Source organism: uncultured Algoriphagus sp. (assembly GCF_963974365.1).
Classification (GTDB): Bacteria; Bacteroidota; Bacteroidia; order Cytophagales; family Cyclobacteriaceae; genus Algoriphagus.
In genome coordinates, this window is the sequence record NZ_CAXBBX010000002.1 from 331416 (window position 1) to 345249 (window position 13834).

13 protein-coding genes are annotated in these 13834 nt (G+C 40.4%); 7 read left to right on the plus strand and 6 right to left on the minus strand.

Annotation, left to right across the window (positions count from 1 at the left end; all coding sequences use genetic code 11):
• Positions 1-34 precede the first annotated feature (34 nt).
• The 4 genes from AACZ87_RS03970 to AACZ87_RS03985 all read left to right on the plus strand — a co-directional run bounded on the left by AACZ87_RS03970 (position 35) and on the right by AACZ87_RS03985 (position 2637).
• Positions 35-784, plus strand: coding sequence for a hypothetical protein (locus AACZ87_RS03970; protein ID WP_339865077.1), 750 nt, complete (start codon positions 35-37; stop codon positions 782-784).
• Positions 785-924: 140 nt separating this feature from the next.
• Entirely contained in the window at positions 925-1965 is a 1041-nt protein-coding gene (locus tag AACZ87_RS03975) for a serine hydrolase domain-containing protein (protein ID WP_339865079.1), read from the plus strand.
• Between the two features lie 53 nt (positions 1966-2018).
• On the plus strand, positions 2019-2246 hold the full coding sequence (locus AACZ87_RS03980) for a hypothetical protein (protein ID WP_283411134.1): 228 nt from the start codon (positions 2019-2021) through the stop codon (positions 2244-2246).
• Positions 2227-2637: a putative toxin-antitoxin system toxin component, PIN family gene (locus AACZ87_RS03985; protein ID WP_339865081.1), complete on the plus strand. Its 411-nt coding sequence runs from the start codon at positions 2227-2229 to the stop codon at positions 2635-2637. The genes AACZ87_RS03980 and AACZ87_RS03985 overlap by 20 nt, the downstream gene beginning before the upstream one ends.
• Before the next feature lie 69 nt (positions 2638-2706).
• On the opposite strand, the gene AACZ87_RS03990 is transcribed toward AACZ87_RS03985, so the two are convergent.
• From AACZ87_RS03990 to AACZ87_RS04000, 3 genes are all read right to left on the minus strand, one after another.
• Complete coding sequence (locus AACZ87_RS03990; RefSeq protein ID WP_339865083.1) at positions 2707-5037, minus strand: T9SS type A sorting domain-containing protein; 2331 nt, start codon at positions 5035-5037, stop codon at positions 2707-2709.
• The gene (locus tag AACZ87_RS03995) at positions 5016-6395 is read right to left on the minus strand and encodes a hypothetical protein (RefSeq protein ID WP_339865085.1); all 1380 of its coding nucleotides are present in this window, start codon (positions 6393-6395) and stop codon (positions 5016-5018) included. The genes AACZ87_RS03990 and AACZ87_RS03995 overlap by 22 nt, the downstream gene beginning before the upstream one ends.
• Positions 6396-6515: 120 nt before the next feature.
• Positions 6516-7610, minus strand: coding sequence for a DUF1573 domain-containing protein (locus AACZ87_RS04000; protein ID WP_339865087.1), 1095 nt, complete (start codon positions 7608-7610; stop codon positions 6516-6518).
• A 70-nt stretch (positions 7611-7680) separates the two neighbouring features.
• On the opposite strand from AACZ87_RS04000, the gene trpS reads away from it, so the two are divergent.
• Entirely contained in the window at positions 7681-8655 is a 975-nt protein-coding gene (gene trpS / locus AACZ87_RS04005; RefSeq protein WP_339865089.1) for a tryptophan--tRNA ligase, read from the plus strand.
• A gap of 520 nt (positions 8656-9175) precedes the next feature.
• Here trpS and fabF read toward each other — a convergent pair.
• The 3 genes from fabF to AACZ87_RS04020 form a co-directional block, all read right to left on the minus strand.
• Entirely contained in the window at positions 9176-10429 is a 1254-nt protein-coding gene (fabF, locus tag AACZ87_RS04010) for a beta-ketoacyl-ACP synthase II (protein WP_339865091.1), read from the minus strand.
• Between the two features lie 138 nt (positions 10430-10567).
• Positions 10568-10990, minus strand: coding sequence for a hypothetical protein (locus tag AACZ87_RS04015; protein ID WP_339865093.1), 423 nt, complete (start codon positions 10988-10990; stop codon positions 10568-10570).
• Positions 10991-11063: 73 nt separating this feature from the next.
• Positions 11064-12044 carry a zinc-dependent alcohol dehydrogenase family protein gene (locus AACZ87_RS04020; RefSeq protein WP_339865095.1) on the minus strand — a complete coding sequence of 327 codons (981 nt, stop codon included), beginning with the start codon at positions 12042-12044 and terminating at the stop codon, positions 11064-11066.
• 116 nt (positions 12045-12160) lie between these two features.
• Between AACZ87_RS04020 and AACZ87_RS04025 the strand changes: the two genes are divergently transcribed.
• Together AACZ87_RS04025 and AACZ87_RS04030 are read left to right on the plus strand one after the other, a co-directional pair.
• Positions 12161-12928 carry a glucose 1-dehydrogenase gene (locus AACZ87_RS04025; protein WP_339865097.1) on the plus strand — a complete coding sequence of 256 codons (768 nt, stop codon included), beginning with the start codon at positions 12161-12163 and terminating at the stop codon, positions 12926-12928.
• A gap of 21 nt (positions 12929-12949) precedes the next feature.
• A complete protein-coding gene (locus AACZ87_RS04030; protein WP_339865099.1) occupies positions 12950-13828 on the plus strand; it encodes a 3-hydroxyacyl-CoA dehydrogenase in 879 nt (292 codons plus the stop codon).
• The last annotated feature ends 6 nt before the right edge of the window (positions 13829-13834 follow it).

Here is a 13834-nt window from a genome sequence, read left to right on the forward strand (position 1 = left end):
AGCGACACGTTAGTGGTAATTTTAGACAGGCCGTATGAAACTGAATACTCTTTTAATTTTAATCTACTTTTCCTCTTGCACCGCAAGACCTACTGACAACGAAAAAAAAGTTTCTGTTGCTGACACTAAAGCAAGTAAAACTACTATTACCGACACTACAATTGCCAATACAGAAATTATAGAAACATTTGCGGACAGTTTGAACATCGGTGAAAAAGGAAAAAACAAAATTCAACTAATAAAGCACAGAGTTTTTGACGAAAATTATGTAATCCTGAAATTTTACACAAAAGCACCTCAACATAATCGTTGGTATATTCAAAACACATACATAGTTAAGAGTAATGCACTTATGGACTTAGAGCCAAACATTGCAGACTTCAACAATGACAACTTTAATGACATTACATTTATTTCAGCACAAGCGGCAAGAAGTGCAAATGAAGTTAGACGACTTTTTATTTATGACGACTACAAAAGAGAATTGACATCAATCGTAAACGCAGAAGACTATCCAAATATGCTTTACAATAAAGAACTAAACTGTATTGACGCATTTTTAATTCACGGAGGTAGTTCAACGATTTATGCAAGAATTAAAGGTGACAGTTTAAAACAGTTTGCCAGTGTTCATAATGACAGTCATCGTACAGTTTATGAAATTGATAAATTTGGAGAAGAAAAGCTTCTTAGAAAGGACAAAATAAATCCTGAAGACGTTTACATTCGCTACATCAATTACAAACCATTGAAAGAATATAAAGATTTAAAAAACAGCCACTAAAAGCTCGTTTGCCGCAATGGGGGCTGATATTTTTAATTCAAATGCAGTGCTTCTATCAACATTGTTGCTTGGTTGACAGTGAAGTTCTCCGCCCCCCAATGCGCCATGCGCCAAAACATTAATCAAGCCTCATTAAAAAAATGCCCTCCCCCAAAATCAAACAAACTCTCCGAATCCTATTTATTCTTGCAAGCATTGGTTCCCTGTATTTCGTTCCCTGGCCATTGCTGAAAGCATGGATAAGACCTCTACCGGACTCTGTTCAGGAACAGTTGGAAGAGGGTGTTGAGCAGGGTTTCGATGGAATGATTGTTTACGTGGATCAAGGCGGGAAGTCCCCGGAGTTTTATGCCGCTGGCTGGCATGATCGGGAAAAGAAAATAGCTGCATTTCCACAAGCATTATTTAAGATAGCCAGTATCACCAAGCTTTATGTTGCAGTTTCTGTTGCCAAACTGGCCAAGGATGGGCGCTTATCCTTGGATAAAACGGTAGCAGAATACTTTCCGGAACTGGCAGGAAGGATTGAGAATTCGGATAGAATCACGCTGAGAATGATGGTTCAGCATAGATCTGGCATTCCCAACTTTGTAGATCATCCTGACTACTGGACTAATCCTCCCAAGAATAAGGAAGAGACTTTGGCTTACGGATTGGATTTACCCGCTGACTTTGAACCCGGTGAAAGCTATGGCTATTCGAATACGAATTACATGTTGATCTCTGATCTCATTGATAAAACAGTCGGCTATCCTCATCAGCAATTTATCCGAGAGGAGATTTTGACTCCGCTTGGACTGAAGAACACCTACACTTCGCTTAGTGAGGTGGATATGGATGAAGTAATGAGTGGGAATTATGTGGGAGTTGACCAAGACTTCAAGACGGAAGACACGGGTTTGATGCTCGCTACCGCGGAAGATGTGGGCATTTTCCTTCGGGCATTAAACGATGGCTCCGTTTTCAAAGAAGGCGAACAGGAGATCTATTCAGAGATTTATGTCTATGAACATACTGGTTTGCTTCCTGGATATCAGAGTATAGCCAAATACCACAAAGACATTGATACCGTCATTATCCAGTTTAACAATACCACCAACTTTGATGGCTATGACTGGAGCTTGGCAGAAATCATCTATAACCGTGTTGTGAAAATAGTGAGGAAGGACAGAGAAGAATAGATTGTCAACCTGTAAGGAAAAAAAACGTAAATTAGAACTTAAACCTAAGTGTTATGAAATCTCTAAACCTCCTAATATCTGATTCTGAATTCGACCAATTAGGTCTTGATAAAAACACGTTGTCTTTTTCTGAACTTATCGAAATCGTCGGAAAAAAGATTACAAAGCAGACATTAGAAAAAAGCGTGCAGTTAGCTAACAAATATGGGCTTTCCAATATGACACTGGAGGAAATTGATGAAGAAATAAACGCTCACAGGAATGCAAAAAGTAATTCTTGATACGAACGTAATCGTCTCTGCCTTAATCCAAAAAAAATACCCTTATTTAATTCTTGAGCATTGCATTGAAGGAAATGCTATAATTTGTCTATCAAGTCAAATACTTCAAGAATATACTGAAGTCCTTAGTCGTCCCAAATTCGCAAGATTTTATGATTTTAAAACAAACGTCGATTTTCTAATTGCAAGATTGAGCGAAATATCAGAAATCTCTGATCCAAACGACACATTGAAAATCATCAAGGATGAGCCTGACAACCGACTTTTAGAGTTGGCACAGATATCAAAAGCAGATTATTTGATAACGGGTAACACAAATGATTTTACAATGAAAAGCTTTAAAGACACTAGAATAGTTACGCCAAAAGAATACTGGGAAAATCATAAATAGGTTATCAATCATGGCGAAAAAAGCCTCACAAACTCATTTTGTGAGGCTTTTTAAATGGTATTTGTATTCCTACTGTTTAATCATCTTTCCTACAAACACTCCGCTATTCTGACTTTCAACCATGATCACATAAGTTCCTGCTGAAAGCCTAGTTATCGCTAGGGTGACAGATCTCGAACTCTGACGGATCACCTCCACACTGGAACTCACTTCCTTGCCGCTATTATCATAAATTCGCATAGAATTCTCGGCAAATTTCAAATCTCCTAAGGCTTGGATTTCAACTTGGGATGAAGCAGGATTAGGATAGATTTTCAATTCCTCAGACACTAGGATCCCTGGATTGAAAATGCCTGAAATAGTCATAGTCACTGACGAAAGGCGAGTCGCACAGCCAGCCTCATTAGTCAACTCCACAGTGAATTCACCCATTTGATTCACTGTGAGTTTCTGCTTCGTATCTCCCTCCAGTTTTTCTCCATTTCTAAACCACTGATAGGTAAAATTACCTTCTGGAGCTTTCAGAATATTTCCGTCCACTATGATCTCTCCACTAGGTTTAGCAGCTGATTCCACAACAAATTTCTCCGTTTCAACAAGGCAACCACCTGCTAATCGAACAATCGCATGGTAACTTCCACCCTCTTCTATTTCAAGGGTTTTATTAGTAGCTCCAGAAATTTCCGTTCCATTTCTTCTCCATCTAACCACCTCAAATTCGGCTTCTGAGGCTAATGTCAACATCTGTTTGTCTCCAGCGCAAATAGCAGCAGGACCGCTAATTGAAACTGCTGCACTGGCGCTTTCTTTCACAATGAAATCTGCTGTTTCAACAAGACATCCACCTGCAGTTCTAACAATTGCCTGATACGTTCCTGCAGTTTCGATTTCCAAAGTTTTTCCTGTTGCTCCAGAAATTTCCGTTCCATTTCTTCTCCACTTCACCACCTCAAATGCAGCTTCTGACTTGAGTGTAAGCGTTTGCTTAGTACCAACACAAATAGACTCAGAACCTGTGATGGTCACTGGAGTGGAACTAGCTTCTTTTACAATGAAATTCGGAGTTTCAACTAAACATCCTCCACCATTCTTTACTATAGCCTGATACGTTCCTGCAGTTTCGATTTCCAAAGTTTTTCCTGTGGCTCCAGTAATCTCCGTTCCGTTTCTTCTCCATTTCACCACCTCAAATGCAGCTTCAGACTTTAACGTTAGCGTTTGCTTAGTTCCCCCACAAATAGATTCTGAACCTGTAATGATCACTGGAGTGGCATTGGCTTCTTTTACATTGAATTCATCCGTCTCAAAAAGACAAGCTCCAGCGTATCTGATAACAGCCTTGTAAGTTCCAGTTCCTTCTATCTCCAAGGTTTTTCCTGTAGCACCTGAAATCTCTGTTCCATTCTTTCTCCATCTTACTACTTCAAATGGAGCTTCCGAATTCAAAGTCAGAGTTTGCTTTGTGCCACCACAAATGGATTCAGAACCTGTGATCTTCACAGGGCTGGAAGTAAAGCTTTTTACAATTACTAGGGCATTTTTTTCAGTGACATTGCCAGAAAAATCTACTGCCCGAAGTTCTACAACAATCTCTTTTCCTACATCCTCACAGGTGACTTTGGTTTTGCTGATAGTCACCTCTTTTACAGCACAATTATCAGATATTGATTGAATAAAATCCTCTGGATTCAATTCGAGTTGACCAATTGTTAAATCAAGTTCAACTTCCAGATTGTTTGTTTGCACCACAGGCGCTGATTTATCCTGAACAACCACTTCAATTTTATCCTCCCAAGTATTCCCCTTATCATCTTTGGTTATTACCGTTACTTCTTGAGCTCCTAGATTTTCACAGGAAAAATCTGACTTACTCAGGGTTACGGTGTAAATCGAACTTATGGGCCAATTCGTGAAAACCTGCTCTGGTTTTAAGGTAGCCTTCCCTTCAGCATTAAGCACCAACTCGACCCTATCCTTCACAGCAGGCTTAGTATCAGTTTTTCTCAATGGAATTTTCAGGCTTACTTCATCATTGTAAATCCGACGTTCTACCTTCTGCAGATTGTAGTTTTGATCTAATACTGGAAAAATATATACGGGTGTAAAATTGACTATAGCAAACTCCTGATCTCCCTCCACCTTTTTCTCCAAATTCACTTCTAAATGCCCATAGTGTTTCCCTCCATCAACCAAAACGGGATTAGCGCCCGAGGTATTCCATACCTCAACAGAACTCTGGTCTGCGGACCATTTTCGATAAGGATTGTAATCGAGCGTATTAAATGGATTACCCAACCAATCTCTCTTTTCCCCCCGAAGACCATCACCAGCCACACCTACATCGTAATACATAATGCCTTTGCCGTCATTATCTTCATCTACAAAGCTTCGTTCAAACAATTCATCATGTCCTGAAAAAACGCTACTACACCATATTTTTCCAGCATGGGATTTAAGACACGCATTGGCGTTCCAACCTGGCCAATAGAAAGCTCATGATTCAACGGCACACCATGCTCGCCTGATGAAAAAGCAATGTGGTGATACTGTACAAAGATTAACTGACAATTTTCACTGGCATCTTTCAGATTTTCCTCCAGCCAGATATACTGATCAGATCCTGGACCAAAGCTGCTCAAATCCTTTCCTCCACGCGCCTTATAGGTTGCTTCGGTATAGTTTTCTTGAGTATCTGTGCCTGGAGTGGTAAATTCCTTTCCTTTCAACTTAGTAGTCCCGTCAAAATCTGAGGCAAGCTGATCAGGTGTACCATTGCTCGAATCAACAGTAAGAATAGTGACTGGACCATAATCTGACCGATAATAACTTTGTCCGTGTTTTTGAAGTGGATCTGAAACGGGAGTTTTAAAATAGGCCTGATAACGTCTTCTAGAAACAAAAGGAGCGAATTCCCCGCCTTCACCATCTCCATAACCGCCATTCAAGGCACCAAAATTTTCCCAATTCCCAAATGATGGAATAACGGGATACTCAGTAAATCCCTGATCAAATTCACCTGCATTGTGACGAAAAAACTCATCCCAACCTGGCTGATACCCTCCACCTTGAACTAAATCCCCAGGCATAACCATAAAGTCAATATCTCGGGAATTAATAATCTTCAAATTTTCGGCATACCCCTTTTGTTCAGAGAGGACATAGTTCGGTATCTCAAATCCTTGAATAGTTGAGGTCCCGAATTTTTGTTTCCAGAGTTGAGGTATCGTAAATGGTCGAAATAAAGGCTGGCCTGGAAGCCATTCCCTATAAGTCACTCTTCCTTTGGGCTCCGTTTCAGAATCTGCCAAAGCAACAAACCTAATTTTCTCCCATTTGTCTTTATCCTTTGGGGTTTTGAAAGAAGATTCAAAAGGAAAACCTCCCAATAAAACCCGGTAGGAAACTTTAACTCCAGGAGGCAAAGTGACTTGGGCTTGGTATTTAAATGCTTGGTCAGATTGTAGCCAGCTCCCCTTCTCCAAACCTGGAATACTTTGATTTTTTTCTGCTTCTGTATAAAAAACCTCCGGTAAAGCTTGTCCTACGACATCTTGGGAGAAAAGAATTACTCCTTCCTGACTCTTGATTGTGATTGAGCTAGTAGAAAGTGTACTTCCTATCCAGGTCAGCTGAATTTTTCCTTGATCATAAACTTGTAAATAGGGAAGTACACGGTATGGATTTACAGCTGTTGGCTTTAGCGAAGTAAAGACCAAACTAACCAAAAATCCTACAAGAAATAGTACCTGTTTTTTCATAGTTAAATTCAGAAAAATAGCATTTTCATTTTTCTCAAACTCTTTGAAAAATGCTTACTAAGCTACAAATAATCAAGTGAATAGATGAGCATATTTATAGCGTACTTTTACTAAGAAAAATTACTCCACTCTACTCTTTAACAAGAACAACTGAACAGGATTCAATGGATCATTGCTGAAAATGTAAATATTTCGTTGATCTATTCCTTGTCTTCCTTTCGGATCAAATACCACTTTTAATAGGATTGATTCTCCCGGGTCTAACGACGTTTTAGGCAATTCAAGTCTGAGGCATTCACAATTACCCTGAACCTTTTTAATTTCTAAAACTTGTCTTCCTCTGTTATTCAAAACCACATTCTCAACTTGTATTTCACTTGCTTTAATGGTTCTAAGATCTTTTTCTTTTGGATCAATGACTAGCTGAGGAACTAGATTCAAGTCATCTTTCGCGAAGGGCGCATAATATTCAAAAACATCTGCCAACACATCCAATTGTATGAAAGTGGTGCTATCCTTCCAATTCAAAGAAACTTGATCCTCAAAGTAGCCAAGATCAGCTTTCATTGCACCATCATAATATACCTGCAAAAGACCTCGATCATTTGGCATTATAGAATCTGTCAGCTGACTCACTTGGATGTATTCTGGACTCAAAAACTCCAAGCTATCCCTGTAGAAAGGAGTTTCCCCAAAATTATAAACCTCAACCTGCTTCAGTTTAGGCTCATTAGTAAAAACCTCCCCCACATTCACTTTGGCAAGTCTAAAACCCAAATCTCCCTTTCTAGTGGGGTAAGCCAGAGTTGGATCACTAGCCCTCGGAATAGCATTTCCTTCAATATATAGCGTATCCTGTACCCCTTGAAGATTGCCTTTTACTACGATCATTCTAGAAAAAAATCCAGCTCCGGAGGAAGGGTCAAAAGAAACCTGTAACCTACCAGTTTCTCCTACCTGCAACGTATCCTTAGTATATTCTACGGTTGTGCAACCACAATCTGTCACCACGGTCTCGATATAAAAAAGAGAATCCTGCGTATGGGTAAACTCAAACTCTGCCACCTGCGGACCTTGCTCTTCCAAGATTGTACCCAAATCCACCTTATTGACAGCCCAGATCAATTTGGGAGTTATAGTTTCTTGAGCCTGTGTGAGTTGGGAGAAAAAAGAGAATACTAGTAAAATATAAAGGGTCTTTTCTATTCTAATCATACTCGCAATTAACGCATAATTTCAAACGTATTCAGGACTGTTTTACTTAATTTGCACCAAAATCAGACCAATGGCAAGAGTATTAACAGGCATTCAAAGCAGCGGCAGACCACACTTAGGAAATATCCTAGGCGCGATCGTCCCTGCAATTGAATTGATCAAACAGAACAAGGAAGAATCTTACATTTTTATTGCAGACTTGCACTCACTTACCACTTCAAAGGATGGCGAAGTTCGCAAGCAAAACACACTCGCTGTGGCTGCTGCTTGGCTGGCTTTCGGATTGGACATTGAACACACTACTTTTTATAGACAGTCCAGAAGACCCGAGGTAGCGGAACTGACTTGGTACCTGAACTGCTTCACTCCTTTTCCTATGCTGGCAAATGCACATAGTTTTAAGGATAAAGCAGAGAAACTTTCAGATGTAAATGCAGGACTATTCACCTACCCGGTTTTGATGGCAGCTGATATTTTACTGTATTCAGCGGATTTGGTTCCAGTAGGAAAAGACCAGATGCAGCACCTGGAAATGACACGTGATATTGCTTCTACGTTCAATAGAATCGTAGGCGAGGATATCCTGACAATTCCAGAAGCTAGAATCGACGAAGTGGTAAAAACCATTCCAGGCACAGACGGCCAGAAGATGAGTAAGTCCTACAATAACTTCATTGATATTTTCCTTCCGGAAAAGGCATTGAAGAAAAATGTAAACAGCATCGTAACAGATAGCAAGGAACTGGAAGATCCAAAAGATCCTGATACTGATAATGTCTTTAAGTTATATAGTTTGATCGCTTCAAAAGAGCAAACTCAGCAGATGCGAGCAAATTACGAAGGTGGTAATTACGGCTATGGGCATGCAAAGAAGGAGTTTATGCAACTGATCCTGGATAAGTACAGGAAAGAGCGTGAGCTTTTTGACTTCTATATGAATCACCCAGAAGAAATCGAACGAAAACTAGCCGCAGGCGAAGAAAAAGCTAAAGCTGTCGGAGCAGAATTGTTGGATAAAGTGAGAGTTAAGTTGGGGTTCAAATAAATCAAAATCCTTTGAGGTGTAACTACTACTGAAGCACGAAGTAGAAATCTCGTCTAAGGTTTAAATCCCATTTTTTACGAGCTATTCTGTATTTGTCATTATGAAAATTTATCAGAGGATTTGGAATCCAAAAATTAAATTGGCTCCGTCAGGTTTTAACGGAGCCAATTTTTTTAAAGTACAGATCGTGCCTTTGGCACTCATCATATCCAGTTTTGCTTTTATCCCTGAATTTCACTGCGCTGTATTCAGGGCTTATACACTTAGTGCCGTTGGCACAACTTTTCAAAAGCATTCAAAATCTCCTTGCCAAAGGCAAGGTCAGTAGTAGCCCAGAATGGAATTCTGGGTTTTAAAGGAAGTGAGGACTTAGAGAGTGCCAACGGCACGATCAGTATTCCTCTAGATTAAAAAACATACCACAATACAAACCTTAACGGAATTCTTTGGGCTCTTTGCGATTTGGCAGATTAAATGAAAGAAACCTCCGAGGTCCATGAGACCTCAAAGGTTAATGGAATCACACAAATTCCCTAAATATCACCGAAGCATTATGTCCGCCGAAGCCAAAGGTGTTACTCAAGGCAACAGAAACTTTTTTCTTGATAGCAGCCTTGGTAACAATCTGAATTCCCTGAGGAATGGCAGGATCCAGCGTTTCCGTATTGATCGTTGGAGGTACCACTCCTTCATTGATAGCTTTAACACAGAAGACCGCTTCTATCGCTCCAGCTGCTCCAAGCAAATGACCAGTCATAGATTTGGTAGCCGAGATATGCAAGTTTTTATAGTTTCCATCAAGCAGTGTAGAAATTGCTTTGATTTCACTCAAATCACCCGTAGGCGTTGAAGTCGCATGCGCATTCAGGTAATCGACATCCTGCATTGTCAATCCTGCCTCTTCCAAAGCAAACTTCATGCATTGCAGAGCGCCAGCACCTTCTGGATGTGTAGCCGTCAAATGATAAGCATCAGCGGTCATTGCCGCTCCGACTACCTCTCCATAGATTTTTGCACCACGCTCTTTAGCATGCTCGTACTCTTCCAGAATCAAAGCCGCAGCTCCCTCTCCCATCACAAAACCATCGCGATCCATGTCAAAAGGTCTTGAAGCAGTTATTGGATTATCATTTCGAGTAGAAAGTGCTTTCAAGGCATTGAAACCTCCCATTGAGGCTTCTGTGATTGGCGCATCTGAACCTCCAGTGATGATCACTTTGGCTTTTCCCCATTTGATATAGTTGAAAGCATCCATGATCGCACTATTCGAGGAAGCGCAAGCCGTCACCGCTGTATAATTGATCCCCATCAAGCCAAACTTCATTGAGATCACTCCCGAAGCCATATTCACTAGGAATTTTGGATGGAAAAAGGGATTGAATCGAGGTGAGCGATCATTTACTATAAATTCGTTCATCTCCTTTTCGAGTGTGTTCATACCACCTTGACTCGATCCCCAGATTACTCCTGCATCAAAGGGGGAGTTCAAGTTAGATACATCCAATCCGGAATCCTCCATTGCCTCCGAAACGGCATATAAGGCATATTGAGTGTAAAGATCCGAACGCTTGATATCACTACGATCTAATCTGACCGTAGGGTCAAAGTCTTTCAATTCACTGGCAAATCGAGTTTTGAATTTTGCGGAATCGAAATAGGTGATTTGACTTGCTCCGCTTTTTCCTTCTTTGGCATTCTGCCAATTGGACTTTACATCGTTTCCTAGCGCAGACAACGCTCCCAAACCTGTGATTACTACTCTTTTTGATTTCATCTTTTACTATATCTGAAAAAACTCCTGTTTGAATGAAAAAACCCGGCTATTGACCAGGTTCTTTACTTTACTCCTATTTTTTATCTAGACTCTTGTTTCTAAAATCTAACATCTTAATACTTATGTCTTGATACTAGTCTATCTGCTTCTCCAAAGATCCTTCAACTGTCTCCCGTTAATCAGCATCACAAAGCGCGCTGGGTTTGGGATCAAAACAATTCGGACATCTTGCTTATCAAATTGCTCAGACTCAATCGGCACACCCTGCTGACCTGAAACTTCATAACTAATAATGCCATTTGCATCAGGAAGAAGCGGCTTGTAAGCATTTGCTATGTAAGCTGTAGGCAAAAGAATATCTGTATCAGACTTCAGCTTATCCTGAATTTTCTCAATTTCAGTTTCAAGTCTGTCCTCATAGTTTTCGTTGAAATCATCTTCCAAGTCATGAAGTGCTTCTTCAAGATCGTCATAACTCTCGTCGCTATAATCCATAGCGGCTAATTGATTTCTTTTTTCGACTATTTCGGTAAGCTCTTTATCCAGCGTATCCCAATTCATTCCGTTCTGTTTTTTTGATTTGAAGTGCAAAGATGGGAAATCCCTTTTTTTATGAAGAACTATTTCAAAGAAATTAACTTACCAAAAGGATTTTTCCATTTCTGCCTGGTTTATTGTAAGCCTCAATAGCAGCCTTCACTTCTGCAAGAGGGAATGACGCTTCTACCTCTACTTTGGAGTCTTCATCCATCAGAAAAACCTGGGTTTCCTCATAAAGTTTAGCTCTATCTTCATTGCTGATCCGCTGTAAAATACTGCTCAGCCAGAATCCTTCTATAGTAATCTCTTTGAATATCATCAATCCAGTATTTAGGGGCGTAGCCTCTCCACTCAGCAAACCAAAGGCGTACATCTTCCCAAATTGCTTGAGACAAGTCAGAGCTTTGGCAGCTAATTCTCCTCCTACTGCATCAAATACCGCAGAAACACCTTCACCAGTAACCTCACTGACCACCTTTTTCAAATCTTCTTTCTCGGTATTGACCACCAAATCAGCCCCCAGATCAGACAGATACTTTTTCTGCTCATCGTGACGTACGGTGCACGCTACATTAATCCCTTTACTTTTAGCTACCTGAATTGCGAATTTCCCAAAAGCTGAAGCTCCTGCGGTAAGTAGCAGCCATTCTCCTGCTTTCAAATCAGATTTATTCACCATCGCTACTGCAGTCACGGGATTGACAAATGCCTGACAGGCTATCTCAAAAGACATCCCTTCTGGCATTGGAATCACCTGCTTGGCTGGCAGGGTAATGTACTCCCTCCAAGTGCCAGTATTAGTACCTTGCGCAGTGAACATTACTCGGGTTCCAACCGGGAATTTCCCTTCAGCATCAGATTTACTTACAATTCCAGCTGCTTCAAAACCTGCACTACTCGGCAAATTCGGTTGAATCCCATATCTCCCCTGAATAAACATCAGATCTGAAGGATTGATATTTCTGGCTTTTACTTGGATCTGAACCTCATGTGGCTGTGGCTCTGGAGCAGGAGATTCCTTTACCTGCAAAACCTCCTCAGGCAGCCCCACTTTTTCAAAAATTACTTCTATCATAGTTCTCTAAAATTTCAGATTTGCAATTAATACTCTTATAAACTAAGAATAATGGCCATTCGTTCAGGGTTCCTCTTTATCTTTTGATAACTTGAAAAGAGAAAACAAACCTACTTATGGATCTATCCACTCTATTCTCCCTGCAAGAAAAAGTTGCACTCATAACCGGAGCGAGCAAAGGAATCGGTTTTAGTATAGCTGAAATTTTTGCTGCTGCTGGAGCCAAAGTCGTTCTATGTAGTCGTAAACAGGAAGCTGTGGATAAAATGGCTGCGAAACTTCGGGCTAAAGGATACGAAGCTATAGGTATAGCCTGTAATGTCGGGCACATGGATGAACTTCCTATTTTGATAGGGAAAACAATTGAAGCGTACGGACAGCTAGATATTTTAGTGAATAACGCTGCTTCAAATCCAGTTTTCGGCCCAGTTCATGAAACGAGCACAGAGGCATTTGACAAAATAATGAATGTGAACCTCAAAGCACCTTTCGAACTCTCAAAGCTTTGCTGGCCGCACCTTAGAAAATCTTCCAATGCCTCAGTAATCAACATCAGCTCTATAGGTGGAATTACCCCTGAGCATGGATTAGGAATTTATAGTGTGAGTAAAGCTGCGTTGATTTCCATGACCAAGGTTTTAGCTAAAGAATGGGGAGATGCCAAAATCCGGGTTAATGTTATTTGCCCTGGTTTGATCGAAACTAAATTCTCCGAACCTCTTTGGTCAAATGACAAAATCATGAGCATGGTGATGAAGAAGCTCGCGATCAAACGTGTAGGATCTGCTGAAGAAATTGGCGCTATGGCCTTGTTCCTTGCTTCACCTGCAGCTTCATACACTACTGGATCAGTATTTACAGCAGATGGAGGATTCACTATTTAATTTACTGGAAATCTAAGTTTTATGAATATTTCTAAAATTGGAATTATAGGTGCAGGAAATCTAGGAACCCGAATTGCGCTCCAAGCTGCTATTTCTGGTTTTGAAGTGAGCGTCTATGATATAGATGAAAAAAGTCTGCAAAGATCACCCAGTTCGATGATAAAGCTTCTTTCTCAATTGAGAAAATCAGCGCGTATTTCTATAGAAGAAGATGCTATCGTACTTGCTAAAATTCACTTTACTTCCAAGCTTGACGATGCTCTTCAAAATGCAGATATCATCAGTGAAAGTGTAACAGAAGACCCCGAAATCAAGACCACAGTATGGAGGCAAATAGGTAACACTGCTCCTTCACACACTATCTTCACCACCAACACCTCCTATCTCCTCCCTTCACAATTTGCAGAAATTTCAGGTAGACCGGAAAAATTTTGCGCATTTCACTTTCATGACGTGTTCCACTCCAGAGTAGTGGACATCATGCCTCATCCGGGAACTTCTCCTGATGTTGTAGAATTTTTAGGAGATCTTAGTAGAAAACTCAATCAAATCCCCATTCTAGTAAAAAAAGAACATTCAGGCTATATCTTCAATACCTTGCTGATAGCTTGGATCGATGCAGCAGGAAGATTATTGACTGGAGAAATTGCAGAAATAGAAGCAATAGATAAATCCTGGATGATAAATTTCAATATGCCTGCTGGACCATTCGGGATTTTGGATAATGTAGGCTTAGATACAGCTTGGCACATTACCAATTCACGTAGAAACCCCTCTTCACGTGCATTCGCAGCACTTCTAAAAACTTATGTGGATCAAGGAAAGTTAGGAACTAAAGCCGGAGAAGGGTTCTATTCTTACCCAAACCCTAGCTACCAGCATCAGGATTTTTTGAAATAAATTAAA

Coding starts and splice junctions, on each gene's coding strand:
- AACZ87_RS03970 (WP_339865077.1), top strand. CDS start 35: ATGAAACTGAATACTCTTTTAATTTTAATCTACTTTTCCTCTTGCACC.
- AACZ87_RS03975 (WP_339865079.1), top strand. CDS start 925: ATGCCCTCCCCCAAAATCAAACAAACTCTCCGAATCCTATTTATTCTT.
- AACZ87_RS03980 (WP_283411134.1), top strand. CDS start 2,019: ATGAAATCTCTAAACCTCCTAATATCTGATTCTGAATTCGACCAATTA.
- AACZ87_RS03985 (WP_339865081.1), top strand. CDS start 2,227: ATGCAAAAAGTAATTCTTGATACGAACGTAATCGTCTCTGCCTTAATC.
- AACZ87_RS03995 (WP_339865085.1), bottom strand. CDS start 6,395: ATGAAAAAACAGGTACTATTTCTTGTAGGATTTTTGGTTAGTTTGGTC.
- AACZ87_RS04000 (WP_339865087.1), bottom strand. CDS start 7,610: ATGATTAGAATAGAAAAGACCCTTTATATTTTACTAGTATTCTCTTTT.
- trpS (WP_339865089.1), top strand. CDS start 7,681: ATGGCAAGAGTATTAACAGGCATTCAAAGCAGCGGCAGACCACACTTA.
- fabF (WP_339865091.1), bottom strand. CDS start 10,429: ATGAAATCAAAAAGAGTAGTAATCACAGGTTTGGGAGCGTTGTCTGCG.
- AACZ87_RS04015 (WP_339865093.1), bottom strand. CDS start 10,990: ATGAATTGGGATACGCTGGATAAAGAGCTTACCGAAATAGTCGAAAAA.
- AACZ87_RS04020 (WP_339865095.1), bottom strand. CDS start 12,044: ATGATAGAAGTAATTTTTGAAAAAGTGGGGCTGCCTGAGGAGGTTTTG.
- AACZ87_RS04025 (WP_339865097.1), top strand. CDS start 12,161: ATGGATCTATCCACTCTATTCTCCCTGCAAGAAAAAGTTGCACTCATA.
- AACZ87_RS04030 (WP_339865099.1), top strand. CDS start 12,950: ATGAATATTTCTAAAATTGGAATTATAGGTGCAGGAAATCTAGGAACC.